Raw genomic sequence first — 23701 nt, forward strand, 5'->3', positions numbered from 1 at the left:
CTGTGCTGTGAGGCTGCTCACGCCTCTTGTGTCACGTACTCGTCATGCCGACGCCACCACATGCCTGACTCGTTGCGACCGAGGGGAGCTCGGTCGAGCCACGGGTACATGCCCCAGAGCGCGTCCAGCCCGCGCTCGTATGTCGAGTAGGTGTGGTAGATCACGCCGTCGTCCAGCGCGAACGCGCTCATTCCGGGGCCTTCCTGCCGATAGGTGGGCCAGTCCGTTCCCACGCTTGCGGCGAGCTCCGTGAGAAATTGATTCTCCTCGCCAGACTCGGCGGGTCGCACATCCAGCGAGCGGTAGTTGTAGTCGACGGCTCCGGACGCCCAGTCCTCCTTCGTGTGCGTGACCCCGTAGTCGTAGTTGAAGTCGCCGCCGAATGACGACGCCCACGGAAAGCTCCAGCCCATTCGCTTCTTGAATTCCTGTAATTTCGGCCGAGGAGCTCGCGACACGGCGAAAAATGAAACGTCGTGGTTGGCGAGGTGCGCGACTGAGCCGTCGAAGCCATCCGCGATTGCAGAACAGGACGGGCACCCGGCCGTGTAGTCGGGACCGAACATGAAGTGATAGATCAGCAGTTGGGTGCGGCCGGCGAACAGGTCCGCGAGAGATGCCTCACCGGCGTCGGTCGCGAACCGATAGTCCTTGTCGACGCGCACCCAAGGCAGTGCCATGCGCTGTCGAGTGACGTCGTCACCATTGTGTGTCAGGGCCTTCTCCGCCTCGAGCAGTTCGAGCCGGGCCGCGAGCCACTCCTCGCGGGTGCCCGTTGTGTGCTGGGTCATGGTCGTTCTCCTTCGTATTTGCTTCGCAGTTTCTTTCCAGTATTTTTCACATGGCTGGCATGAGGCCCGGCAGCGCCGCCGGGGCGATCAGAATCAGAACGCCGAGTGCTGCGATCGCACCTGCGACCGGCACGTCGATCGTGGCCTTCGCTGGCAGGAGCTTCTGCATGAGCACGAGGGCGGCGACAGCCGCCATCCAGACGAGGTTCATGGCGCCGACGAGCAGCAACAGCACCATCAGGCCGATGCTGGAACCGACGCAGTACAGGCCGAACGCAAGTCCGGTACACGCGCCGTCGTGGCACAGGCTGCGGAAGCGGCGCTTGAGCGGCGTCAACTCATATGCTGCGACGATGATCGCGACCACGCCCACGACGGTGGTGCCGTGCGGCTTGTACAGTGCGTACATCACGACGCCGACTACCGCCCAGATTGCGAGGTACGCGACGATGAAGAACGGTGCCACGCGCATCCGCCCGACAAAGCGCACCCGTCGCAGCATTGCCGGAACAGCACCCGGAAGCATCATGGCGGCCATCATGACGATCCACAACAGCATGAACGAAGCGAGGGAACCCAGCTCGGTTGCGACGCCCATGTTCATGCCGCGCATCATGGCGATGGCCGCGATCCAGGATGCCGCGGCGAGCGCCAGCGTGAGCGTTACGGCCGCTGCCTCACTCAGATTCTGACGCGTCGGTCTCTGACGGGTGTTGCTCTCACCGGCGATAACGGACATGATCACGTGCTCTCAGCGCGTCTCGGCGACGAACCGTTCGAGCAATGCCAGACCGTCGGACCATCCGTCGGTGTGCTCGAGCCGCGCCTTCTCGTGCGGAAGCTGCTCATGGGTGATGATGACCTCGGTGCTGGGCACGGCGGCATCGGCCGCGTCGACCGCGACGAAATCAACGGTGACAAGCGTGTCCCGGTCGTCGGTGTGCGACGAGCGCCAGGTGAAGGCAAGCCGCCGCGGGCGATCGATCACTTGATATGTGCCGCCGTGAATCGTGGGGGTTGCGGAGTTCATCACGATCGTGAACCGGCCGCCGACGCGTGCGTCGATGGTGGCATCGGTGGTCTCGGCATTTCCGGGCCGCAGCCATATGCCGACGGCTTGGGGATCGAGCCACGCGTCGAACAGCCGCTCAGCGCTCGCGTTGATCACCCGGCTCACGACGATTGCCGGTGCAGTTGCGATGTCGGTCATGGGCGCACCGCGTCGTCGTCGTCGTCGGCTGCGCTCGCGTGTGCGGCCGAACCGTTCGCATCCGGAGCGCCGGAGACGAAGCGGTCGAGGGCAGCGAGGCTGTCAGTCCAGAACGTGCGGTAGTGCTCCAGCCATTCAGAGGCATCCGCGAGCGGTGCACCGTTCAACGACAGCATGTGTGTTCGACCACGCACGGTTCTGCGCACGAGGCCCGCACCCTCGAGCACCCGGATGTGCTTGGACACCGAGTTGAGCGATATCGAGAAGTTGCGCGCAACATCCGTAACCCGCTCGTCGGACCGGGCCAAGCGGGTCAGGATTGCTCGTCGAGTCGGGTCGGCCACCGCGCCGAACACTCGATCAAGCGTTTGTGTTTGATATTCATCCATGTGGGTGAATATAACACAGGCGCACCACGGCCGCACCTGTTTTATTCTCGGCCTGCACCCCGACGGCCGCCAGCGCGCCACTCGTCCACCAGCACGGCACCAGGGACGATGTCGCCCATTGTGGGGCTCGCAGACCTACTACATACTCAGTATGGTGATGGTTACCCACGAAAGGGCCCGCAATGTCAAACCCAGCAGCCCAGCAACCGCCAGCAGCCCAGCAACCGCCCGCAGCACCGCAGCCACCGGCAGCACCGCAACAGACCGTCTTTGTGCAGGCGGGGCCGGTTCTGCCGCCACGGTCGATCGGCGCCGCATACGCATTCATGCTGTTCACGTTGATCGGGGTTGCCGGCATTCAACACTTCTACATGGGCAAGATCGGCCGCGGCATCCTGTGGCTGCTGACGTTCGGGGTCTTCGGGATCGGAACGATCATCGACCTGTTCACGTTGCCATCGCAAGTGAAGACCATCAACGCGCGCCGCGCGGTCGGGATTTCGTAACGCACCGGCCCATACGCTTCGGTTCGCTGACCCGATGCACAGCATTTTCGCAAGCATCGAGGCATGATATTCGGCGGCTTCAGTATCATCTTGGTGATTCTGTACCTGGTGATCGCAATGGCCGTCGCGTGGGCACTGGTTCTTTGGATCGTCGTCGGCCATCGCTGGCTCGCACTTCACCCACGCCAGGGATCCGGCAGAGTGTCCACCTCGCCTGAAACACCACCCCAGCTGCCGGACCGGTGACTGCCGTGGAGTCGCATTCGCCGGGCCCCGCCGCGAGCACCGCCACGCGGTTCACGACACTCTGGGGAGGGTGCGGAATCGCCGCATCCGCTCTGCTCTCGCTGTTGATTGGGCTTCCGTTCATCACCCTGAACGGTGTCACCGCGCTCTCGTGGTATCCGGTGCCGAATGTGGTCTTGTCAGTGGTCTCGTTCATTGCCGCGCTCATTCTTGCGGGCGCGGTGTTCTGTCTGGGGTTCGGCGTCCGCGGCGAGACCGGACTGGTCGGTGGCTCCCGCACCGGCAGGATCGCCGTGGGAGTGTTCGTAATCGCGACCGTCGTCGGCGGTCTTGTCCGGTTGCTTGTCGTCGTGTGGTCGGGCCCGGCGCCGTATGAGCCTTTAGTCGTCCGCGGCTACCTGCTGGCGGGGCTGGGTGCCGTAGCACTGGCGAGTCTGATCGTCGCCGTTATCGTCGTATTGCGTCGCCGGGCGCTGAATCGTGCGTTGCGTTGGGGGCTGGCCATCGTGATCGCATGGACGTTACTCAGACAGGCCGTCTCGTACTTCCCGTTCGTTCCGGCACAACCCAATGCGACCTTCACGGGCATTCTGATCTTCGCTGGCAACGGATACAACGTCGGTCTGCTGTTGCAGATTGTGCTCGGCGCGAGCATCGCTCTTCACGGGCAGGCTGCCGCGTTGCGCCGCCGTGCGGCCATCATCAACGAACACTGGTGACGACCGGTGCCGGTCGGCGGATGCCGGTCAGAGGCTGTCCGGATCCAGATTCAGCGTTGTGCCCTCGTACAGATACTGCTGATCGCCGAACACCTGCAAGTTCGCGTTCAGCCAGATCAAATCTTCGATCGAAATGCCAAAACGCTGCGCGACAACAGCCGTGATATCGCCCGGGGCGATCAGGTAGCTCCGCGGGGCACCGCCGGCGGTGGTCGCTGTGACCGACCCGGTGGCATACGTTCTCGCACCGCCATCGATCGGATGCACATTCGACTGGCGAACGGGAATAGACCAGTGCACGGTGTTCACGGCGAGAACCTTGTTCGGCCCGAGCTCGACCGGCACACCATCACCGGAGGCCACAGACGAGTACGTCACAAGAGCGACCGGGTACGAGGGTTGGTCCTCGGAACCGAGCGATGCCGACGACGAGACCGCCGTGGTCGTCGGACCACCGAGCTGGTGGTCGCCAACTCCGTGGTAGGTCAACCCGTCTCCGACCTGGGGCGGAATATCGATCAGTGTGACGGACACCGGAATCGGCACCGTCGACGTGAAGCCGGAGTACTGGGCGGAGTATGTGTTGTCGCCGTTTGCGACCATTCGATAGTGAAAGTGAATACTGCCCTTCGGCGAGGCCACGTCCCCCTGCGCGACGACCGTTCCCGCCGGAACGGGCGTCAGCGTTGGGCTCGGCGCCGGGGTGCCGCCCGGCTCGGCGGTGGCGGGGCGCGACAACGCCGGATTTGGGATCGCCGAGGGGGTCGGCCGCGTGGTGGTGACGGTTGCACGAGGTGTGTGGCCGCGCACGGTATCCGCGGCGGCGTGCTCGGCGACCGGAAAGCATCCGGCGAGCGTCGCGGTGATAGCGACCGCGATGCCGATTGCAGCGAACCTGCGTCGCTTCACGGAGCGAACCCTTGCGCTGGCGCTGCCACGGATCACCCTGTCGAACATACTCCTCTCGCAGCCAGATCCGGGTTTCACAGCCGACCCCGAGCTCCGCACCCGCCTCGCTTCGGTTACGGCCGGAAGCCGACCGTCGGAATCGTACGGCGCGGGGACCGCGGATGCTCGTTGTGCGGAAACAACTGCGACAGAAAGCCATAATTCTTCTCAAACGCCGGCTCGCCGAACCGCACGTGCTCGCGGTACCACTGTTGCAGTTCCTCTGGAGTCGGCGCAGAGAACGAACCGCCGAGGCGCTCAACCGACAGACTGCCGCTCAGGCAGCCCAGCACAAGTGCGTCCCGAAGCGGTCGACCCATCAGCAAGCCGCAGATCAACCCGGCGAGAAAGATGTCACCAGCGCCCGTTGGGTCGAGCGCCTTCACGGCCATGCCGGGCAGCGTGACCACGGCTTCGGATTCCCGATCGAGCGCCACAACGCCTTCCGGCCCGCGTGTGACAACCGCCAGCGGAACAAGCTCGGCCAGTTTGCGCACCGCGGCGACGGCATCCGTTGTGCGTGTCCAGGCCATCGCTTCTGCTTGATTCGCGACGAACACGTCGGCCAATTTCAAGTCGGTCAGTCCATCCAGATCCCACCGACCGGATGCATCCCAGCCGCTATTCAGCACGACTCGCGCGCCCTTGTCGCGCGCCTTCTGCAACCAGGGCGTGCTGCGGCCGCTCTCCACCGAGGCGAACACGGCCCGGGCTCGCGGCACGTCGGTGCCGACGCTCGGGTGCTCATTCGGGTGCCCGTGCGAGACCAGCGTGCGGTCGCCGTCATAGGCAAGAGACACGGTGACCGGCGTGTGCTTGCCGACCATGCGCACCGACCGGCTGATGTCAATGCCCTCGGAAAGCTCGAGACTCTCCCGGCAAAAATCTCCGTAGGCGTCGTCACCGAAGGCCGTCGCCAACGCGATCGAGAGGCCGAGCCTGCTCAGCGCCACCGCTACGTTAGCGATGCCACCCGGGCACGTACCCATCGATTCGGCCCAACTCTCGGTTCCGAGCACCGGGGCGTGTTCCATGCCGGAAAGCACGATGTCCATGAAAACCGGGCCGGCGAGAAAGACGTCGAACTCGGCGGGTTCGATCGTCCCCGCCGTGCCTACTGTCGTTTCGCCACTGTCCGACATGCAGTGAGTCTTGCATAGTCCACTGACACGCGGGAGGCGGAAATCGTGCGAATTCTCGCGGAAACCTGGCCCGCTTTCAGCCTGGTCAGTCTTCGCCTCGGATGACGATCGCTTCCGTCGGCGGCGAGGGATGATGCTGAACAGGGTTCTGCTGCACCGGAATCTCGGCGGTTCGCGTCTCCTCGATCGCGGCAGCAGCATCCGGATCGGCGCCGGCGAGAAATTCGTCGAGCCGGGCGACTTCATCGGCCTCGCCGATCGCCGCAGCCGCGCGCCGTAGCGCGTACAACGAGCGCAACACACCGCGGTTCGGTTCGTGCGTCCACGGAACCGGCCCCTGGCCGCGCCAGCCGGCCCTGCGCAGAGCATCGAGGCCGCGATGATATCCGACGCGCGCATACGCGTAGGACTCGAGCGGAGCATCCGGATCGAACGTTGCATCGGCGAGCGTGACCCACGCCAGCGACGACGTCGGATGCGCCGTGACCGCCGCGCGAAGCATCCCCAGATCGCCGGATGCTGCGGCGAGCGCAGCAACCACCTCCGGCTCGGCGGGCAGTCGCGTCTCGGGCTCGGGCAACAGGTTCTCTGCGGTCATGTGCACATGCTAACGCCGCCGGCTGGGTGGAGAGACTGTTGTGCCGCCGAACGGAACCCGAACCGCGAAGGGGTTGACATTCGCACCTGTCGGCCTTAATCTACAACCAAATGGTTGTAGAAGCAGAGCTCAGTGACGACGAGGTGGACCGGATCTTCCGGGCCCTCGCCGACGCGACGCGGCGCGACATTCTGCGACGGACGATCGAGGCCGAGCAATCGGTCTCGACGCTCGCCGCTGCGTACGACATGTCGTTCGCAGCGGTGCAGAAACATGTCGCCGTGCTCGAGACTGCCCACCTGATCATCAAGCGGGCTGAGGGAAGGGAGCGACTCGTGCGCACCGACCCCGCCATGATCGCCCGGGCGCAGCTGCTGCTCGAGCGCTACCAGGATCTCTGGCGCCACCGCATTCATCGCATCGATGCGTTGCTCGCGGAGACGGCCGAGACAGCTGAGACAACCGCCACAACCGACGAACCACAGTCGAAACCCAGAAACCCAGGAGGAAGCCATGCCCGTGACTGAGATCATCAGTGACCCCGCAACGCTGACGATGAACATCCACGCCGAGTTCGATGCATCCATCGATCGCGTGTGGACCGTTTTTACCGACCCGCGCCAGCTCGAGCGGTTCTGGGGTCCTCCCGGGTGGCCCGCCACATTCACCCAGTTCGAGTTCACGCCAGGCGGCCTCGCACAGTACTCCATGACGGGGCCGGATGGCCAGACGCATCACGCCCGGTGGGAGTTTCTCCGCATCGATGCGCCCGGCTCGTTCGAGGTGCTCGACGGCTTCGCCAACGAGAGCGGAGACTTGCTCACCGAGATGCCGCCGATGCGCATGATCTTCTCCTTCGACACGGATGGCGAGCGCACCCGGTTCCACGGCGTGACGCATTTCGAGTCCCTCAAAGCGCTCGAGCAGTCAGTCGCTATGGGCATGGTCGAGGGCACTCGGATGGCGATGTCGCAGCTCGACACCGTGTTGCAGAACCTCCGCGACTACGCGCAGGGCAAGGGCACGCGGCTCGAGGTGCTCGACGACCAGCACGTGCGCATCACGCGACTCGTGGAGGGTCCACGCGAGCTCGTCTGGCGCGCGCACACCGAGCCTGAGCTGCTGCGGCAATGGTTGCTCGGCCCCGAGGGATGGCGCATGACCGTGTGCGAGGTCGATCCTGTGGTCGGCGGACGTTACCGCTACGCGTGGGAGCCCGTCGACGGCACACCGGGGCAGCCGTTCGGATTCGACGGCGAGAACCTCGTCATCGATGCGCCACGCCGAACCGTCACGACCGAGCACATGACCGGCACCGACTACCCGTCGACGACGAACGACCTGCAGCTCTACGAGGAGGACGGCGCGACCCTGCTGACCCTCCTCATCGAATATCCGGATGCGGCGACCCGCGACATCGTGCTCGCCACGGGCATGGTCGACGGCATGGAAACCAGCTACCAGCGCCTCGAGCGCGAGGTGCTCGCCTCGGTGTGAGGCGAGCTTCAGATAGGAAGACAACATGACCGAGCTGACCATTACCACGCACACCGTGGGCGACGGTGACGACACGATCACCTATGACATCCGCGGCGACCTCGCTCAGGCGACGGCCGACCGACCGGCGCTCTTTCTCTTCGGGGCACCGATGGACGCAACGGGCTTCCAGCTGTTAGCCGACCATTTCGCCGATCGGCCGGTCGTGACGTACGACCCACGCGGCGCAGGACGCAATCCCCTCGGTTCCGCCGACATCAGCACCGAGCAGCACGTCGACGATCTGCACCGCGTCGTCCGAGCTCTGGGCGTCGGCCGGGTCGACGCGTTCGGCAGCAGTGGTGGCGCGGTGAACCTGCTGGCACTGGCCGCCGCCCATCCGGAGGACGTGCGGATGGTGGTCGCACACGAGCCGCCCAGCGCGCCCGAACTGCCCGACGCCGACGCGATCCTCGCCGTGGTCGCGGACATGAAGCGCACCTACGCCGAGCAGGGCGATGGCGCGGCTATGGCGAAGTTCATCGCGTTCGTGATGTTCGACGGGCCGGTGCCGGCGGACTACCTCGACCGGCCGGCCCCGGACCCCGCAATGTTCGGCATGTCGGCAGACGACGACGGGGTGCGGACCAATCCCTTGCTGCGCAACATGCCGGCGACCATCGCGTATCGGCCTGACCTCGCTGCGCTCCGTTCGCTCGGTGACAGGCTCGTACTGGCCGCGGGTGTCGAGTCTGGGCAGACGATGGCGGCGCGCGGCGCCCGAGCGATTGCAGCGGCTGTCGGCATCCCCGTGACGGAATTTCCCAGCAATCACGGCGGCTTCACGGCGCAGCCGGGAATGCCCAGTGACCCCGACGGGTTCGCCGCTCGGCTGCGAGAGGTGCTCGGCTGATTCACGGTTCGGCCCGCGCGCAGATGCGCTCGCCCTCGCAGAGCGAGCGCATCTGCGCGCGGGCCACATCGACCGCGTTCAGGCCAGCAACAGCACGCCGCCAAGGGCCGTGCAAGCGACGATCACGGTTGACACTGCTGCCAGTGCGAACGGTTTGAACCCGACTGACATGAAGGTCGAGAAGCGCACCCCGGTGCCGAGCGCGAACATGGCTGCCGCCAGCAGCGCGGTTTGAACTATCTTCGCGACGCCCAGCACGGGTGTGGGCACGATCCCGGTTGAGGCGATCAGCACCATAAGCACGAATCCGGCCACGAACAGCGGGATGATCGGCGGTCGCTTGATCGTGTGGGCCTCGCCCTTCAGCGCACGCCTGCGCGCGATGCTGATGCCGGCCAGCACGGGCGCGAGCATCAGAACGCGGGCGAGTTTGACGATGACCGCGAGCCCGAGCGCGGCGCCACCGATCACACCACCGGCGGCGACAGCTCCGGCGACCTCATGGATCGCGCCGCCGGCCCAGAGCCCGGCATCGTGCGTACTCAGCCCGAGCACGTGCGCCGACAACGGCAGCAACGGAATCATCAGCGTTCCGAAGATCGTCGCGAGCGCGACGGCGACCACGACCTCCTCTTCCTTCTTCGTCTCGATCACACCGTCCGCGGCTGCGATGGCCGATGCGCCGCAGATCGAGAACCCGCAGGCGATCAAGAGCCGCTGGGAGGCGCCGATGCCCATCCATTTGCCGATCACAAGGGTCGAGAAGATGCCGATCGTCACGATGGCGACAACGACCACGATCATGCCGGCACCCAGCCCGAAGATGTCGCCGAGCACCAACTGCAGCCCGAGCAATACGATTCCGACCCTCAGCAGTTTCTTCGCCGCGAAGGTCAACCCGCTCTCGACGCGGACAGGAAGGCGCACAGTGTTGCGCACGATCACGCCCAGCACAATGGCCGTCAGCAGGGCACTCAGAGTAGGTACAAACGCGGCGACGACCATTGCGATCGCGACAGCGGCGGCCGCCAGCCCGAGCCCCGGCAGGAGTGCGACGAGCGTACCGTGGCGCGTCGACGCCGCGGCGGGGAGCGCAGCGGTGGGGAGCGCTGCATCCGGGAGCGCTGCATCCGCGAGCGCAGCATCCGCGAGCGCAGCATCCGCGAGCGCAGCATCCGCGAGCGCAGCATCCGGAACAGGCACCGCGAGCGAATCATGGGTGACGATCGGGCCGGTGGGCGGGAGTTCTGCTGGCATGATCTCCACACTTTCACTGCGGCATCCGGCCCGGTAGCCGCCAATCACGCAACGCCACATATCATTGTGATATGCCTGATCGTTGGCCGGACCTTGCCGTGCTCGAATTGCTCATCGCGGTGTCCGAGCACGGCAGCCTCGGTGCGGCGGCCCGCAGTGTCGGCATGGCGCAGCCGAATGCGACCCGGGCGATCGCGCGACTCGAAGTGACGCTCGGCATCCGCCTGCTGGATCGCCACCCGCGTGGCTCGACGCTGACCGCGGATGCCGCTGTCGTCGCCGACTGGGCTCGCACCGTTCTGGACAGCGCGAACGAATTGCGCATCGCAACGGATGCTCTGCGAGCCGAGCACCACACGCACCTCACCGTTGCGGCAAGCATGACCGTCGCCGAGTGCCTCATGCCGGCGTGGCTCGCCGAGTTGCGGCGCACGCATCCGGAGTTGGATATCAAGTTGCGCGTGCACAATTCGACGGAGGTTTTCCAACTCGTGAAGGACGCCGCGTGCGACGTCGGTTTCGTCGAGTCACCCGTGCGCGCCGGCGACGCGCGCAGCACGCCAGTGGCACACGACAGGCTCGTTGTGATCGTCGACCCGACTCATCCGTGGGCGAAACGCCGTCGACCGGTGACGGCCGAAGAACTCGCTCACACTCAATTGGTCGTGCGCGAGCGTGGTTCGGGCACCCGCACCACGCTCGACGAGGCGTTGGGCGACCATGAACTCGTCGCCCCCGCGCTCGAGCTGGGCAGCAACGCGGCCGTACGCGCTGCGGTCGCCGCAGGCGTTGCGCCTGCCGTGATCAGCGAACTCGCCGTCGCGCCTCTGCTGAAGACCGGAGAACTGGTCGCCGTCTCGACAGAAGGCATCGCGCTTGGCCGCACCATGCGCGCGGTCTGGAATGACTCCGGCCCCGGCTATGGTGCCGCAGGCGACCTCGTCGCGATCGCTCGCCGCTCGCTCTGACGTTTCGCCCCAAGTCCCGTTCCCCGTGCTATAGACGCCGAGTGCGTCCATGTGGTCGTTCTGAGCTACTCGTTGGGCATCGAAACGACCACTTGAGCGCACTCGGCGGGGGAAGGCGGAGTCGTTGGCTAATTTGGCGTTATCTTGCACAAACATGTGCAAGATACTACGATGAACGGATGCTCAACCCGCCGCGGCAACCCGCCCCGCACCCACGACCCACCACACCCGCACGACCCACGACACCCTCACCCACCCCACCGACGCGCGCCACGCGACGCGACGCAACGGAGAACCGGGCCGCCATTCTGGTGGCGGCGGCATCCGTTCTGAATCGCGACATCGACGCACCGATCTCGGCCGTCGCGGACGAGGCCGGCCTCAGCCGCCGCTCGATCTACGGCCACTTCGCGACTCGCGACGACCTCGTCACCGAGGTGCTCACCCGCGGCGCTGAGCGCGTGGGCGCATCGCTTGATCCGATCAGCCATCCGGATGCCCGCGTCGAGATCGCGCTGTTCGGTGCGACACTCTGGAGCGAGGTCGAGAACGTTCGCGTCATGGCTGAGCTCGCGGTGCGCGGCCCGCACCGCGAGCAGGTGGCGCGCGCGCTCGGGCCGGCACGGCGGCGGCTGCGCGCATCCGTCGAACGCGGGGTCGCTGCAGGGCAACTGCGTGAAGACATCGAGCCTGCGACGCTTGCCCGCCTGATCGAGGGCGCCGCCTTGTCCGTGCTCGACGAGGCGACCAGAACGCGGATGTCCGCGCGCAGAGCCCACTCGCTCGTCATGCGTGCCGGTTTGAGCATAGCGGGGCTCGGCTGGCGCGAGGCCGACGCTCTTATCGCTGCGACGCCGCAGCTGACTTTCCGCGAAGGAGCAGACGCGTGAGGATCGAACTGGCCGCCGTCACGAAGGGCCAGCGCGACATCGTGCTGCCCGCCACGACCGTGACGTTCGCGACCGGAAACGCCACTCTCGCCCGCGCCGAAACAGAGCAGCGGCCAACCGTTCTCGGCCTGATCGCATCGGGGCGGATGCGCCCAGACAGCGGCACCGTCGCGATCGACGGCTCAGCCGACTACTCACGGATGCGCACACGCGTCGCCCTGATCGACGCCCCCGAGGTGTGCGAACCGGCGAGCAATGTCACGGTCGCCGGCGTCACCGCGGAAGAGCTGATGTTCGCCGGGCGACGCTCACATCCGCTCGCCGTCATGCGGATGCTTCGCCAGCTCGGTCTCGCAGACCACGCGCGGCAGCCCATCGGCACGATGCGCCCGACCGAGCGGGTTCGGCTGTTGTGCGAACTGGCTCTGCTGCGCTCCGGCGTCGACGGGCTCGTCATCGTCTCACCGGACCGGCACGGCGGGGATCCGCTTCAGTGGTGGGAGATCGCTCGCGAACTCGCAGCACGCGGCTTGGCCGTGCTGGTGATCGCGGGCGACGCGTCGGCGTCGGCGATCGCCGCCGGCGCGCTCGTCGAGCGGATGCAGGAGGCCGGCACCGCGGCATCCGGCACCGCGGAATCCGCCGTCGCAACACCCGCCGCCGCGGTATCCGGCCCGCTGGCGATGTTCGACGAAGACCCGAGCCGCGACGACACCGATTTGGACGAGGCCGATGACCTGCTGGAGTCAGACCGTTCGGCAAGCTCAGGGACCGAAATGCACGACAGCGATGACCTGCCGGAGTCGGACCCTTCGGCAGTCGCCGGGACCGAAATGGACGAGAGCGACGCATGAAGATCCCTCAGATGATCGCGGCGGAATTGCGCCGCCTGACCTCGACACGGATGGCCGTTCTCGCGCTGCTCGCCCTGACCGTGGTGCCCCTGATCTACGCGGGCCTGTACCTCTGGGCAAATCAGGATCCGTACGCGAAGCTCGATCAGATCCCTGCGGCAATCGTGGTCGATGACACGGGCGCCATCGTCAACAGCGCTGCGACGAATTACGGCACGACTGTTGCCAACCAGCTCGTGAAAGACGGCTCATTCGCCTGGAGCATCGTCTCGTCGACGGAAGCAACGCACGGTGTCAACGACTCGAAGTACGACTTCGTCATCACCTTCCCGACCGACTTCTCTGAGGCACTGGCCTCTGCCAGCACCTCCTCGCCGCACCAGGCGACCGTGACGCTGACGACCAACGATGCGAACAGCTACCTTGCGTCGACCATCGGAACGCAGGCAGCGGAGAAAATCCGCACCTCCATCGTGCAGCAAGTGAACGAGCAGGCGGCCAGCCAATTCCTGCTCGGCCTGTCCACGATTCGCGGCGATCTCGTCACCGCCGCAGCCGGCGCGCAGCAACTGGCGGATGGCGCAGCGGCCGCGCAATCCGGCGCGAGCGCACTCGCCAGCGGAACGGCACAGCTCGCCAGCGGCTCCGCCGCACTGAGCGACGGCCTCGGCACTCTGAGCCAGAAGACCGCCGACCTGCCAACGCAGACGGCCGGGCTTGCCAGCGGTGCGCAGCAGGTCGCCGCCGGCGATGCGCAACTTGCGCAGGTCGCCAACCAGGCAGGCGCCGTCTCGCAGGATGCCGCGACCCGCGTTCCGCAGGCACGCGCCGATCTCGTGAACCGCATCACCGCCGCACTGACAGCACAGGGTCTGGCTCCTGATCAGGCCAGTTCTCAGGCGGAAGCGATCGTCACCCAGTATCTCGACCCGCTCGGCGCGGCCGTCGTCGAGGGCAATTCTCAGGTGCAAGCCGCCGTCGGCAAAGTAGACCAACTCTCCAACGGCGCGAATCAGGTGGCCGCGGGCGCCGGGCAACTTGCCGCCGCAACGCCGGCCCTGACGCAGGGCATCCAGCGAGCTGCGAGCGGCGCGGCACAGCTGGCCGCGGGTTCCGGGCAGGCAGCGAGCGGCGCATCCGCTCTGGATAGCGGACTCGGAACGCTGACCAGCGGCTTGACCACCCTGCACGATGGGCTGCAAAACGGCATCGCGCAGATCCCGAACAGTTCGCATGCGCTGCAGGCGAAGCAGGCTCAGACGATCGCGAACCCGGTGCACCTGGACAATTCAAAAGTGACCAGCGCGGGCACCTACGGTGCGGGGCTCGCGCCGTTCTTCGTTGCCCTCGCCGCGTGGATCGGCATCTATGCGCTGTTCCTGATTGTCAAGCCGGTGTCCCGACGCGCAATCACCGCGCTCCACTCGCCACTGAAGGTGACACTGGCCGGCTGGCTCACCCCGAGCATCCTCGGCGTGGTGCAGATGGTGACCGTCTTCATCGTCGTCGCGGTCACGCTCGGGTTCAACGTGAGCAACCCGCTCGGCGCGTTCGGGTTGATGGTGCTGGCATCCGCTACGTTCACGGCGATCATCCTCGCGCTGAACGTGTGGCTCGGCAGTGTCGGCCAGTTCCTCGGCCTCGTGCTGATGGTCCTGCAGTTGGTGACAGCAGGCGGCACCTTCCCGTGGCAGACGCTGCCGGGCCCGCTCGTCGCGCTCCATCACGCGCTGCCGATGGGCTTCGCCGTCGACGGTCTGCGCCAGCTGATGTATGGCGGCAACCTCGGCCTGGCCTGGTCGGATGCCGGCGTGCTGGCTGCCTGGGGAGCCGTCGCCTTGGTGCTCGCTGCGATCGGGGTGGTGCGGATGACGCACTTCCGAACGCTGCGCGACCTCCAACCCAGCCTGATCGGCTGAGCGCCCGCGCGCGCCCCGCGCCGTCGCGAGAGCGCTCACGCCTTCAGCAAGCGCGCAGTGCTTTGGTTGGCGAGTTTCTTGTCGAACGTCCAGAGCGGGGAGTTGCCACCGGCATCCGCGGCGACCACCAGGTAGCAGTCCTCGAAGGAGAGGGCCGGATGTTCCACGTACAGTTCAAACGCGTTCGCGAAGCACTCGAGATTCCCGCGAATCGAGGGTTGGAGGAGGATGCCCACGATCGCTTCGCGTTGTTGGGCACGAGTGAGCCCGTACGCGCGGCCCAGCACGAAGTTGGTCTCAATCAGTGCCGTGTCGGAGATGGCAAACGATCCTCCGCTGTTGATCAGCGCGACGGCCTGGGCATGCTGCTTCGGCACATCGTTGAGTAAGAGCCTGAGCACCACGTTGGCGTCGAGTGAGCCGGCGGTCACTTCGGTGTATTTCGGTGGGCTTGGTAGTACGCATCAACGTCGGTCACGGGCTCACGTTGTGCCGCGTAGCCGGTGATGTGCGCGCTCAACTCTTCGATTGTGGCCAGCGGCGAGATTTTCACCGAGCCTTCGCCAGCATCGACGGTTACCTCGAGTCGGTCTCCCTGCGAAAGCCCAAGGGCGTGACGGATTGCAGCCGGCAATGTCAATTGCCCCTTACTGCTCAACGTTACAATCGCCTTCATGTCTTACACAATACGCCAGGTACGATCTGAAGCGGTAGGGTAAGACGCCACTGGCGCCCATAGCGTGAGCCTGGGCATATGCTCCCCTCACCTCTGCTCCCCTCACGAGTCTGATCGGCTGAGTTGCTTTGGCTATGAGGTAATAAGGGATCCGCCGATAATCGTCTTGGTCCAAGCTGTTCTCGCGTCCGCAGGACCTTGAATGGAGAGACACCGGCCGCCAGCTGCTTCCATGAGGACGACCGACGGCGAACGGAGGGCACCGTGGCGGGCATCACGACCAAGAAGACGATCGGAGCGGCGACCGTGCTCCTGATCGGTGGCGCCGCCACTGCGGCCGTCGTGCTCACACAGAACACCGCGCTTGCGACAACGGTCGGCGCCACGGCCGCAGCGTCCGCATCGACGAGCGAGCCGACATCCGCCGCCGCGTCGAACTCGCCGACCGCATCCGGCTCGCCCACGGCGTCCGGCACGCCGACCACCGCGAAGTCGGCAACCGCGGCCTCGGCGACGACCTACAAGAACGGCACGTACAGTGCAACCGGCTCATACGTGTCACCGGGCGGCACCGAAGAGATCGGTGTCACCGTGACGATCTCGAACGACACGGTGACCAAACTTTCACTCGATACCTCGACCGCCCAGGGCACCGCGGCGCAGTTCCAGTCCCAGTTTGCCTCCGGCATCGACTCCCTCGTGATCGGCAAGAAGCTTGACGACGTCTCCGTATCGCGGGTGTCCGGTTCCTCCTTGACCTCGATGGGGTTCAACGAGGCCATCACGACCATCAAGTCCGATGCCCATAGCTGAGTCCGCGACGGCGCTCGAGTTCGAGGCGCTGGGAACCCGGTGGTACGTGGATGCCGCCGGCGGGCTCCCCCACGCACTTCGCACCTCGATCGCGGCCGAACTGGAGCGGGTGGATGCTGTGTGGTCCCGGTTTCGCGCCGACTCGATGGTGTCGAGCCTGGCGCGAGACGGCGGATCGCGCACCCTTGCGCCGCACCATCTCGGGCTGCTGCGCTGGTACGCCCGACTGTACGACGCGACAGACGGAGCGGTGACACCGTTGATCGGGCAGACGCTGAGCGATGCCGGCTACGACGCAGCGGTCGGGTTGCGGCCACGGCCGGAGATTGCGACGACACCGGCCTGGGATCACCGTTCTCAGCTCCGCGCACGCGGCATCGCGCTTGACCGCCCCCTGCTGTTCGACGTCGGCGCGGCGGGCAAAGGATATGCGGTGGATCGGGTCGCCGACCTGATCCGTGCGGCAGGCATCGACGCATACATCGTCGACGGCGGCGGCGACATCGCCGTCGGCACCGCCACCCACCTGATCGGGTTGGAGCATCCGATCTGGCCGGACCGGTTGATTGGCACCGCGCGCATCAGTGGCGGCGACCCCGCGCACGCCGACCCAGGCGGCCCGGGCGGCTCCGGCGGCTCCGCCGACGCTGGCGGATCCGGCGACCTCGGTCACAGTGCGATCTGCGGGTCGGCGACGAACCGGCGGGCCTGGGGCGACTGGCACCATATCCTCAACCCGCGCACCAGTCGCCCAACCACGGAGGTGATCGCCGCCTGGGCGATCGCGGACTCGGCGATGCACGCAGACGGCCTCGCGACGGCATTGTTCTTCGTGCCGCCGGGACGCCTGGCACACCTGGGACCGTTCGATTACATCGTCGTTCACGGCGACGGGACGATCGAGCGGACCGACTCGGCCGCGCTCACGATCTTCGATGGGGATGCCGCATGAAACGCCTGATCGAGAGCAACATCGACGACGTCTCGATGTATCGCTTCGTGATCTACGCTCTGGCCGCGATAGCCGTGACCGCCGGCGTGCTGAGCCTGTTCGGAGAGGTGCCGTATGACCTGCTGCACCTCGTCGCGTCGTTTGCGCTGATTGGCGTTGTCTGCTGGGGATCAGGCGCACTGTTCGCTCTGATGTTTCGCACCACGCAGAACCCGGGATCCTGGCTGATCACCACCCTGCTGCTGTTCTTAATCTTCCCGGCACCGACCACACCAAGCGGCGTCGTGGCAACAATGGTCGTGGCGCTCGCGGCCTCCGCATCGAAGTATCTGCTTGCATTCCGCGGTCGGCATATCTTCAACCCGGCGGCTGTCGCGGTCGCCATCACGGGGCTCGTCGGCCTCGGCTACGCGACCTGGTGGGTGGCCTCGCCCGTGCTGCTGCCCATGACGATCATCTGCGGCGGCCTCACCGTGTGGCGGGTGCGACAGCAGTTGATGGCGGGCACGGCCATCATCGCGTCTGTCGCGACCCTCATCGTGGTCGCTCTCGTGCGGAATGTCGACGTCGCATCGGCGCTGGCGACCGGCGCGACATCCTGGCCGATCCTGTTCCTCGTCGCGTTCATGCTGACCGAACCGCTCACCTCACCGAGCACGCTGCGCTGGCGCGTGGTCTACGCCGCACTGGTGGGCCTACTCGCCTCCGCCCAACTGCCGATTCTGACCCCGGAGGTCGCTCTCCTGATCGGCAACATTCTGGCGTTCGCCGTCGCCCAGCGGCGACGCATCCGGCTGACGCTGGACTCGGTCGACGAGATCGCGCCCGGAACGTTCGAGGTGGTCGCAACCCCGCGGCATCCGGTGTCGTTCCAGCCCGGCCAATTCCTCGAGCTGGAGCTGGCGCACGCTCGACCGGATGCCCATGGGGCGCGACGCGTGTTTTCGATCGCGTCCTCGCCCGCCGAGTCCGACATCCGTTTCGGCTTTACCAGCGGCGACGCAGTGAGCAGTTTCAAGCGCGCGCTGATCGCGGCCCCACACGGTACCGTACTGACCGGCACCTACGTCGGCGGCGACCTGCGACTGCCCGACGACCCGAGGTTGCCGCTCGTGCTCATCGCGGCCGGCATCGGCATCACGCCGTTCCGCTCGATGCTTGGACACCTGCTCGAGCGCCCGCACCGGCGGGACATCACTCTCGTCTACGGGGTCAGTCGCCCCGAGGACTTCGTTTACCGCGACCTCATCGAACGGGCCGCGCGGGCGATCGGCCTGCGCGCCGTGCTCGTGGTCACCCAGCCGGACGACGATTGGACCGGGCCGATCGGGCGGATCACGGCCGAATTGCTCGCCGACGCTGTGCCGAACTTGCGGGCTAGCACGGTCTATGTCTCCGGTCCGAGCGGGCTGGTGCACACGGTGCGCCGCGATCTGCGGCGGCAGGGCATGCCGGCGCGGCGCATTAAGACGGATGCCTTTCTCGGCTACTGAATCGGATGCCAGCGGGCTCGCCGCGCCTGGAATGTTAACGGTTCGTGAACGATCGTTTCACGCAAACGATTTTTGTGAACATTTCGACCATTTCGAGTTAGGCTGCACGTGTGACCGTCGCCAATGCTGCCCGACCCGTTCTCGTCCTCGACTTCGACGGGACCGTCTGTATCGGAGATGCGCCGGTCTGGGCCTACGCTGAGGCCGTCATCGCCGGCCTGCTCGATGACGCGAGCATTGCGGACCGCGATGGCGACGCATCCGCTGAACTCGATGCGGGAATTCGCGCACGACTCGGCGCCTTCTTAGACGGCGAACCTGGTTCCCCGGCGTACATCGACGGATATTCGGCGGTCGCCGCGTTGGCCTCCGATCGCGCGACCGCGGACGAATTGCAACGCGCGTACCTGACCAGCCGCCGCGCGCTCGCCGACGGCAGACTGCCGGTCTCGACGCCGACCGGGCTGCACGATCTGTTGCACGAGCTCGGCAGCCGCGTCGAGCGGGTATTGCTCACGAACGCGCCGGATGACGGCATCCGCGAGACGCTCACCGCGCTCGGCCTGGCCGACGCAATCGACCGGGTTGTGACGGATGCCGACAAGCCCGCCGGTTGGGCGACCCTCCTGCCAGAGCTGATTGGCGATCGCTCACCGGCGACGGTTTTGGCGATCGGCGATATCTGGGGCAACGACATCGCCGCGCCACTTCGCGCTGGATGCGCGACGGCGCTCATCGACCGTTTTTCCCATCACGCCGGCCCGGCGCACGCTGTTGCTCGCACGTTCGAGGAGCTGTATCCGGATGTTCGCGCTTGGGCGGCTAATCCGCACGCCTTTGTCGCCGCGCATCCGCTTGCTCTCGACGGACCCGCACGGTCAGAATCCAGGCCGTCAGAATCCGCACTTTCTGAACCATGACCCACACCGCACAACCATCACAGAACAGGAACGCAATGATACGCAAAAAGTTTGCCATCGCGACGGCCATCGGCCTCGCGCTGGTCACCACACTCGCGCTCAGCGGGTGCGGCGTGAAGCAGCAGAACATCTCAGCACCCACCTCCTCGAATGGCGCGGCGGCCGGTCCGTGCACGGGCAAGTCGAACGACAAGGCGGCCGCGCCGACTCAGCTGACGCTGGCGCTCGTGCCCTCCGGCGACGCGAGCAAGCTCGTCGAGTCGGTCAAGCCCCTCGAGGACGCACTGACGCAGCGGCTCGGCATCCCGGTGAAGGGCGTCATCACGCAGGACTACCAGGCGGCGGTTGAGGCGATCGGCAGCGACCAGGCACAGATCGGCATGCTGCCGAGCCTGCAGATGAGTCAGGCCTGCGACAAGTACGGTGCCGTTCCTGCCCTGCAGACACAGCGCAACGGCAAGTCGAGCTATGCGGCCCAGTTCTTCACAAACGATCCGGCGAAGTACTGCTCAGACACACCCGTCAAGGGCGCAAACGGCATGTTGTACTGCAACGGCACCCAGTCGGGCCAGGGCCCGGCTGGTCTGGACAGCATCAAAAAGATCAAGGGCGCAACCGTGTCGTTGCTGCAGGCCGCCTCTCCCGCTGGCTACATCTTCCCAGTGGCCGCGCTGAAGAAGGTCGGCATCAACGTCGACAACGACATCAAGGTCGTCCAGGTCACGGCGAACGACGCCAGCGTTCTCGCGGTCTACAACGGTGACGCCTCCGTGGGCACCAGCTATTGGGATGCTCGCGAGGTCGTGCAGGCTGACACGCCGGACGTCGGCAACAAGGTCGTCGTCTTCGCGTTGACCGACGAGATTCCGAACGACGGCGTCTCGCTCAGCGCGAACCTGAGCAAGAAGTGGCAGACCAAGATCGCCAACGCGATGAAGGACTACGCTTCCACGGATGAGGGAGTCAAAACACTCACTGCGATCTACCAGATCACCGGTCTGGTCGACGCGAACCCTGCCAGTCTGCAGAAGACACAGGCAGCCGCCGCATCCATCGGTCTGGGCTAGGCAGATCCGGTGGTCGAGTAACGAGCGCCAGCGAGTGTATCGAGACCCGGTGGTCGAGTATCGAGCGCCAGCGAGTGTATCGAGACCCGGTGGTCGAGTAACGAGCGCCAGCGAGTGTATCGAGACCTGGTGGTCGAGTAACGAGCGCCAGCGAGTGTATCGAGACCCGGTGGTCGAGTAACGAGCGCCAGCGAGTGTATCGAGACCCGGTAGGAGAGTCCTTCGGTCGAGTCGGGTCTCGATACGGGTCTCGATACGCTCGTTCCTCGCTACTCGACCAGCGAAATGGCAGAAGGGGCATGAAATGAGCAGTGAGAACACCAGCGGTGCGGGCATCCGCTTCGACACGGTTGCAGTGACCTACCCGAACGGATTCTCCGGCCTGAAGGCGGTCAGCCTGAACATCGAGCCGGGCGAGATGGTCGCCGTGGTCGGGCTCTCCGGCGCGGGCAAATCCACACTCGTGCGTACCATCAACGGGCTCGTGCCGATCAGTTCCGGCGAGATCACCGTTGGCGACCATCGGTTGTCGCACCTGCGTGGCAAGGAGCTGCGCACACTGCGCAGCGAGGTCGGCATGGTCTTTCAGAGTTTCAACTTGGCCAAGCGCACCACCGTCATCAACAACGTTCTGATGGGTCGACTGCACCACACATCGACCTGGCGAACCCTGTTGGGCGCATGGAAGAAATCCGACGTGGAACTCGCGATGCAGGCATTGGAACGCGTCGAGATCGTGTCGAAGGCCTATACGAGCGCGTCCGAGCTTTCCGGCGGTCAGCAGCAGCGGGTCGCGATCGCCCGCACCCTTGCGCAGCGGCCGAAGGTGATCCTCGCCGACGAGCCCACAGCGTCACTCGACCCACCGACGTCGCACGTGGTCATGCGCGACCTGCAGCGCATCAACGCAGACCTCGGCATCACCGTCGTCGTCAACCTGCACTTCCTCGACCTCGCCCGGCGCTACGGCCAACGCCTGATCGGGCTGCGCGGCGGCGAGGTCGTCTACGACGGCCCCGGTGCGGATGCTGACGAGAAAGATTTCGAGGCGATCTACGGTCGATCATTGACCGCCGAGGACGTGCTTGACGCGCCGGTGGTGTCGCCGTGACAAACGCGAGCACCCGGTGGTCGTCTAGCGAGGCACGAGCGTATCGAGACCCCGTCACCAGGTCTCGATACGGCCGCGGGCGGCCTACTCGACCAACGGTCAAGGGTCGCCCGATCAAACCCCGCACGTGGTGGAAGACTCTCGTCGCCGTCGTCGTACTGGCAGGCATCACGATCTGGGCAGCGGTCGCCATCGGGGTCGACTTCGGCGCGCTGGTGCGAAACGCGCAGAACGCGAGCAACACGCTCATTCAACTCACACAACCCGACTACTCGTTCTTTCCCCAGACCGTCCCTGCACTGGTCGAGACCATTCAAATGGCGATCATCGGCACGGCCGTGAGCATCGTGATCGCGCTGCCGGTTTCGTTCTGGGCATCCCGGGCGACCAATCCGAACAGTGTCTTCCTCGGGATCACCCGCTTCATCATGAACGTCGTGCGCAGCGTGCCCGACCTGCTCTACGCATCCTTGTTCGTCACGGTTATCGGCACAGGCGCACTCTCCGGCATCATGGCCCTGGTGCTGTTCAACCTCGGGATCATGGTCAAACTGATCTCCGAAGCGCTCGACGGCCTCGACCGCGGCGGGCAGGAGGCCGGCCTCGCGGCCGGCGCGACGTGGACAAAGGCGAACCGCGCGGCAATGCTCCCCGAGGTCGCGCCCAGCTACATCTCGCAGACGATCTACGTGCTCGAACTCAACATCCGTGCATCGACAGTGATCGGCCTGGTCGGCGCGGGTGGTCTGGGCATGCTCATCGACAAGGTGCGCACCTTCTACCAGTACCACTACCTCAGCCTCGTCATCCTTGAGATCCTTGTGCTCGTCGTGCTGCTGGAACTCCTGAGCTCCTACGCACGCAAGAGGTTGATCCGATGAGCGCAATGACGACCACAGCACCGAAAATCACGCCCCCTTCGACGGGCTCCGTGATCGCCGCGCGGCCGCACAAGCCGCACAACCTTCTGCGTAAGGGAATCTGGGTGCTGGTCACCCTCATCGTGCTGGCTGCATTCTGGAGTGTCGACATCTCCTGGGATGCCCTTCTCACCTTCCCGCAGAAGCTCGTGCACTATCTGGGGCTGATGTTCCTGCCGCCCGCCTGGGCACAGTTGCCGGCGGCGATCGGTGCGACGATGCTCTCGGTGGCAATGGCCTGGTTCGGAACCATGCTCGGCATCATCATCTCCTTCCCATTGAGCCTGCTCGCCACCCGTGGGCTGATGCCCGGCGTCGTGCGCTTGCCGTTGCGCGGACTCTTCGCCGTTCTCCGTGCCGTGCCCGAGGTCGTCATCGCCGTGCTGATGCTCTCCGTCACCGGCCTCACCGCCTTCACCGGCGCGTTGGCAATCGCGCTCGGATCGATCGGCACACTCGGCAAGTGGGGGTACGAGAGTTTCGAGTCCGTCGACCGTGGTGCCATCGAGGCCGCGACTGCCGCGGGTGCATCCCGGGTGCAGGTCATGCGTTGGGGGGTCTGGCCCAATTCGAAGCCGGATGTGCTCGCGTTCTGGCTATATCGGTTCGAGATCAGCGTGCGCGCTTCCGCGATTCTCGGGCTGATCGGCGCCGGCGGCATCGGCAAGATGCTGATCGACAACATCCAATTCCGCATCTGGGATGTGGTCGGCATCCTCATGATCGCGGTTGTGGCGATCACGATGCTCATCGACCAGATTTCCGGCACTGTGCGCAATCGGATCATTTCGGGCCGGTGGGAGTTGCCGATCGTCTCCGCCCTCAAGCGGCGTTCTGTTCGCCGTGCTCGCACAGAAGCCTCACCGACCATTCGCGAAGACGAAGGTGAACTGTGACCCGCGCGGTGTCGGCGGCAATCTGCA

At 65.6% G+C, this 23701-nt stretch carries 28 protein-coding genes; 18 read left to right on the top strand and 10 right to left on the bottom strand.

From position 1 onward, the window contains the following. Positions 1-17: 17 nt before the first annotated feature. From QU604_RS20305 to QU604_RS20320, 4 genes are read right to left on the bottom strand one after another with little or no spacing between them, the layout of a single operon-like run. Positions 18-791 carry a DUF899 domain-containing protein gene (locus tag QU604_RS20305; protein WP_308466412.1) on the bottom strand — a complete coding sequence of 258 codons (774 nt, stop codon included), beginning with the start codon at positions 789-791 and terminating at the stop codon, positions 18-20. 46 nt (positions 792-837) lie between these two features. After that, the gene (locus QU604_RS20310) at positions 838-1530 is read right to left on the bottom strand and encodes a copper chaperone (protein WP_308468989.1); all 693 of its coding nucleotides are present in this window, start codon (positions 1528-1530) and stop codon (positions 838-840) included. Between the two features lie 12 nt (positions 1531-1542). Continuing rightward, a complete protein-coding gene (locus tag QU604_RS20315; protein WP_308466413.1) occupies positions 1543-2001 on the bottom strand; it encodes an SRPBCC family protein in 459 nt (152 codons plus the stop codon). Continuing rightward, on the bottom strand, positions 1998-2390 hold the full coding sequence (locus QU604_RS20320; RefSeq protein ID WP_308466414.1) for an ArsR/SmtB family transcription factor: 393 nt from the start codon (positions 2388-2390) through the stop codon (positions 1998-2000). Before QU604_RS20320 ends, QU604_RS20315 begins: the two co-directional genes overlap by 4 nt. Positions 2391-2572: 182 nt before the next feature. Between QU604_RS20320 and QU604_RS20325 the strand changes: the two genes are divergently transcribed. The 3 genes from QU604_RS20325 (at position 2573) to QU604_RS20335 (ending at position 3861) form a co-directional block, all read left to right on the top strand. Further along, a complete protein-coding gene (locus QU604_RS20325; protein ID WP_308466415.1) occupies positions 2573-2896 on the top strand; it encodes a TM2 domain-containing protein in 324 nt (107 codons plus the stop codon). Between the two features lie 63 nt (positions 2897-2959). Further along, on the top strand, positions 2960-3142 hold the full coding sequence (locus QU604_RS20330; protein WP_308466416.1) for a hypothetical protein: 183 nt from the start codon (positions 2960-2962) through the stop codon (positions 3140-3142). A gap of 5 nt (positions 3143-3147) precedes the next feature. Further along, positions 3148-3861 (top strand): hypothetical protein, encoded by a 714-nt coding sequence (locus QU604_RS20335; RefSeq protein ID WP_308466417.1) that lies wholly within the window; start codon positions 3148-3150, stop codon positions 3859-3861. A 27-nt stretch (positions 3862-3888) separates the two neighbouring features. Here the strand turns inward: QU604_RS20335 and QU604_RS20340 are convergent, their stop codons facing one another. The 3 genes from QU604_RS20340 to QU604_RS20350 form a co-directional block, all read right to left on the bottom strand. After that, positions 3889-4770 carry a LysM domain-containing protein gene (locus tag QU604_RS20340; RefSeq protein WP_308466418.1) on the bottom strand — a complete coding sequence of 294 codons (882 nt, stop codon included), beginning with the start codon at positions 4768-4770 and terminating at the stop codon, positions 3889-3891. A gap of 113 nt (positions 4771-4883) precedes the next feature. After that, positions 4884-5951, bottom strand: coding sequence for a carbohydrate kinase family protein (locus tag QU604_RS20345; protein WP_308466419.1), 1068 nt, complete (start codon positions 5949-5951; stop codon positions 4884-4886). An 85-nt stretch (positions 5952-6036) separates the two neighbouring features. Continuing rightward, entirely contained in the window at positions 6037-6549 is a 513-nt protein-coding gene (locus tag QU604_RS20350; RefSeq protein WP_308466420.1) for a DUF3151 domain-containing protein, read from the bottom strand. Between the two features lie 110 nt (positions 6550-6659). Between QU604_RS20350 and QU604_RS20355 the strand changes: the two genes are divergently transcribed. Genes QU604_RS20355 through QU604_RS20365 form a run of 3 tightly spaced genes read left to right on the top strand, consistent with a single transcriptional unit; the run spans position 6660 to position 8938 of the window. Next, positions 6660-7076, top strand: coding sequence for an ArsR/SmtB family transcription factor (locus QU604_RS20355; protein WP_308466421.1), 417 nt, complete (start codon positions 6660-6662; stop codon positions 7074-7076). Further along, positions 7063-8046 (top strand): SRPBCC family protein, encoded by a 984-nt coding sequence (locus QU604_RS20360; RefSeq protein ID WP_308466422.1) that lies wholly within the window; start codon positions 7063-7065, stop codon positions 8044-8046. Before QU604_RS20355 ends, QU604_RS20360 begins: the two co-directional genes overlap by 14 nt. A gap of 25 nt (positions 8047-8071) precedes the next feature. Further along, positions 8072-8938: an alpha/beta fold hydrolase gene (locus QU604_RS20365; protein ID WP_308466423.1), complete on the top strand. Its 867-nt coding sequence runs from the start codon at positions 8072-8074 to the stop codon at positions 8936-8938. A 78-nt stretch (positions 8939-9016) separates the two neighbouring features. Here the strand turns inward: QU604_RS20365 and QU604_RS20370 are convergent, their stop codons facing one another. After that, positions 9017-10195 carry a YeiH family protein gene (locus QU604_RS20370; RefSeq protein WP_308466424.1) on the bottom strand — a complete coding sequence of 393 codons (1179 nt, stop codon included), beginning with the start codon at positions 10193-10195 and terminating at the stop codon, positions 9017-9019. 71 nt (positions 10196-10266) lie between these two features. Between QU604_RS20370 and QU604_RS20375 the strand changes: the two genes are divergently transcribed. The 4 genes from QU604_RS20375 (at position 10267) to QU604_RS20390 (ending at position 14826) form a co-directional block, all read left to right on the top strand. Continuing rightward, positions 10267-11163: a LysR family transcriptional regulator gene (locus QU604_RS20375; RefSeq protein ID WP_308466425.1), complete on the top strand. Its 897-nt coding sequence runs from the start codon at positions 10267-10269 to the stop codon at positions 11161-11163. A 179-nt stretch (positions 11164-11342) separates the two neighbouring features. Beyond that, positions 11343-12053, top strand: coding sequence for a TetR/AcrR family transcriptional regulator (locus QU604_RS20380; RefSeq protein ID WP_308466426.1), 711 nt, complete (start codon positions 11343-11345; stop codon positions 12051-12053). Continuing rightward, positions 12050-12907, top strand: a complete 858-nt coding sequence (locus QU604_RS20385; protein WP_308466427.1) for a P-loop NTPase family protein — start codon at positions 12050-12052, stop codon at positions 12905-12907. The genes QU604_RS20380 and QU604_RS20385 overlap by 4 nt, the downstream gene beginning before the upstream one ends. Next, positions 12904-14826: a YhgE/Pip family protein gene (locus tag QU604_RS20390; protein ID WP_308466428.1), complete on the top strand. Its 1923-nt coding sequence runs from the start codon at positions 12904-12906 to the stop codon at positions 14824-14826. The genes QU604_RS20385 and QU604_RS20390 overlap by 4 nt, the downstream gene beginning before the upstream one ends. 35 nt (positions 14827-14861) lie before the next feature. Here the strand turns inward: QU604_RS20390 and QU604_RS20395 are convergent, their stop codons facing one another. Continuing rightward, entirely contained in the window at positions 14862-15257 is a 396-nt protein-coding gene (locus tag QU604_RS20395) for a type II toxin-antitoxin system VapC family toxin (protein WP_308466429.1), read from the bottom strand. Continuing rightward, positions 15254-15502 carry an AbrB/MazE/SpoVT family DNA-binding domain-containing protein gene (locus tag QU604_RS20400; protein ID WP_308466430.1) on the bottom strand — a complete coding sequence of 83 codons (249 nt, stop codon included), beginning with the start codon at positions 15500-15502 and terminating at the stop codon, positions 15254-15256. The genes QU604_RS20395 and QU604_RS20400 overlap by 4 nt, the downstream gene beginning before the upstream one ends. Positions 15503-15766: 264 nt before the next feature. On the opposite strand from QU604_RS20400, the gene QU604_RS20405 reads away from it, so the two are divergent. From QU604_RS20405 to phnE (QU604_RS20440), 8 genes are all read left to right on the top strand, one after another. Then, positions 15767-16315: a hypothetical protein gene (locus QU604_RS20405; protein ID WP_308466431.1), complete on the top strand. Its 549-nt coding sequence runs from the start codon at positions 15767-15769 to the stop codon at positions 16313-16315. Next, positions 16302-17267 carry an FAD:protein FMN transferase gene (locus QU604_RS20410; RefSeq protein WP_308466432.1) on the top strand — a complete coding sequence of 322 codons (966 nt, stop codon included), beginning with the start codon at positions 16302-16304 and terminating at the stop codon, positions 17265-17267. The genes QU604_RS20405 and QU604_RS20410 overlap by 14 nt, the downstream gene beginning before the upstream one ends. Beyond that, positions 17264-18760 carry a ferredoxin--NADP reductase gene (locus QU604_RS20415; protein WP_308466433.1) on the top strand — a complete coding sequence of 499 codons (1497 nt, stop codon included), beginning with the start codon at positions 17264-17266 and terminating at the stop codon, positions 18758-18760. Before QU604_RS20410 ends, QU604_RS20415 begins: the two co-directional genes overlap by 4 nt. A 110-nt stretch (positions 18761-18870) precedes the next feature. Next, the gene (locus QU604_RS20420; RefSeq protein WP_308466435.1) at positions 18871-19680 is read left to right on the top strand and encodes an HAD family hydrolase; all 810 of its coding nucleotides are present in this window, start codon (positions 18871-18873) and stop codon (positions 19678-19680) included. Between the two features lie 35 nt (positions 19681-19715). Further along, positions 19716-20747 (top strand): phosphate/phosphite/phosphonate ABC transporter substrate-binding protein, encoded by a 1032-nt coding sequence (phnD, locus tag QU604_RS20425; protein ID WP_308466436.1) that lies wholly within the window; start codon positions 19716-19718, stop codon positions 20745-20747. Positions 20748-21051: 304 nt separating this feature from the next. Further along, positions 21052-21858, top strand: a complete 807-nt coding sequence (gene phnC, locus QU604_RS20430; RefSeq protein ID WP_308466437.1) for a phosphonate ABC transporter ATP-binding protein — start codon at positions 21052-21054, stop codon at positions 21856-21858. Continuing rightward, positions 21855-22739: a phosphonate ABC transporter, permease protein PhnE gene (gene phnE / locus QU604_RS20435; protein ID WP_308466438.1), complete on the top strand. Its 885-nt coding sequence runs from the start codon at positions 21855-21857 to the stop codon at positions 22737-22739. Before phnC ends, phnE (QU604_RS20435) begins: the two co-directional genes overlap by 4 nt. 5 nt (positions 22740-22744) lie before the next feature. Continuing rightward, positions 22745-23674, top strand: coding sequence for a phosphonate ABC transporter, permease protein PhnE (gene phnE / locus QU604_RS20440; protein WP_308466439.1), 930 nt, complete (start codon positions 22745-22747; stop codon positions 23672-23674). The last annotated feature ends 27 nt before the right edge of the window (positions 23675-23701 follow it).

It is taken from the genome of Rathayibacter sp. SW19 (genome assembly GCF_030866825.1).
GTDB classification, from domain to species: domain Bacteria; phylum Actinomycetota; class Actinomycetes; order Actinomycetales; family Microbacteriaceae; genus Rathayibacter_A; species Rathayibacter_A soli.

What these genes read in the sequence shown, in the direction of transcription:
- QU604_RS20380 (WP_308466426.1), top strand. Translation starts at nt 11,343, where the DNA reads ATGCTCAACCCGCCGCGGCAACCCGCCCCGCACCCACGACCCACCACA.
- phnC (WP_308466437.1), top strand. Translation starts at nt 21,052, where the DNA reads ATGAGCAGTGAGAACACCAGCGGTGCGGGCATCCGCTTCGACACGGTT.
- QU604_RS20325 (WP_308466415.1), top strand. Translation starts at nt 2,573, where the DNA reads ATGTCAAACCCAGCAGCCCAGCAACCGCCAGCAGCCCAGCAACCGCCC.
- QU604_RS20355 (WP_308466421.1), top strand. Translation starts at nt 6,660, where the DNA reads ATGGTTGTAGAAGCAGAGCTCAGTGACGACGAGGTGGACCGGATCTTC.
- QU604_RS20360 (WP_308466422.1), top strand. Translation starts at nt 7,063, where the DNA reads ATGCCCGTGACTGAGATCATCAGTGACCCCGCAACGCTGACGATGAAC.
- QU604_RS20320 (WP_308466414.1), bottom strand. Translation starts at nt 2,390, where the DNA reads ATGGATGAATATCAAACACAAACGCTTGATCGAGTGTTCGGCGCGGTG.
- QU604_RS20315 (WP_308466413.1), bottom strand. Translation starts at nt 2,001, where the DNA reads ATGACCGACATCGCAACTGCACCGGCAATCGTCGTGAGCCGGGTGATC.
- QU604_RS20305 (WP_308466412.1), bottom strand. Translation starts at nt 791, where the DNA reads ATGACCCAGCACACAACGGGCACCCGCGAGGAGTGGCTCGCGGCCCGG.
- QU604_RS20345 (WP_308466419.1), bottom strand. Translation starts at nt 5,951, where the DNA reads ATGTCGGACAGTGGCGAAACGACAGTAGGCACGGCGGGGACGATCGAA.
- QU604_RS20330 (WP_308466416.1), top strand. Translation starts at nt 2,960, where the DNA reads ATGATATTCGGCGGCTTCAGTATCATCTTGGTGATTCTGTACCTGGTG.
- phnD (WP_308466436.1), top strand. Translation starts at nt 19,716, where the DNA reads ATGATACGCAAAAAGTTTGCCATCGCGACGGCCATCGGCCTCGCGCTG.
- QU604_RS20375 (WP_308466425.1), top strand. Translation starts at nt 10,267, where the DNA reads ATGCCTGATCGTTGGCCGGACCTTGCCGTGCTCGAATTGCTCATCGCG.
- QU604_RS20350 (WP_308466420.1), bottom strand. Translation starts at nt 6,549, where the DNA reads ATGACCGCAGAGAACCTGTTGCCCGAGCCCGAGACGCGACTGCCCGCC.
- QU604_RS20415 (WP_308466433.1), top strand. Translation starts at nt 17,264, where the DNA reads ATGAAACGCCTGATCGAGAGCAACATCGACGACGTCTCGATGTATCGC.
- phnE (WP_308466439.1), top strand. Translation starts at nt 22,745, where the DNA reads ATGACGACCACAGCACCGAAAATCACGCCCCCTTCGACGGGCTCCGTG.
- QU604_RS20400 (WP_308466430.1), bottom strand. Translation starts at nt 15,502, where the DNA reads ATGAAGGCGATTGTAACGTTGAGCAGTAAGGGGCAATTGACATTGCCG.
- QU604_RS20370 (WP_308466424.1), bottom strand. Translation starts at nt 10,195, where the DNA reads ATGCCAGCAGAACTCCCGCCCACCGGCCCGATCGTCACCCATGATTCG.
- QU604_RS20390 (WP_308466428.1), top strand. Translation starts at nt 12,904, where the DNA reads ATGAAGATCCCTCAGATGATCGCGGCGGAATTGCGCCGCCTGACCTCG.
- QU604_RS20365 (WP_308466423.1), top strand. Translation starts at nt 8,072, where the DNA reads ATGACCGAGCTGACCATTACCACGCACACCGTGGGCGACGGTGACGAC.
- QU604_RS20310 (WP_308468989.1), bottom strand. Translation starts at nt 1,530, where the DNA reads ATGTCCGTTATCGCCGGTGAGAGCAACACCCGTCAGAGACCGACGCGT.
- QU604_RS20410 (WP_308466432.1), top strand. Translation starts at nt 16,302, where the DNA reads ATGCCCATAGCTGAGTCCGCGACGGCGCTCGAGTTCGAGGCGCTGGGA.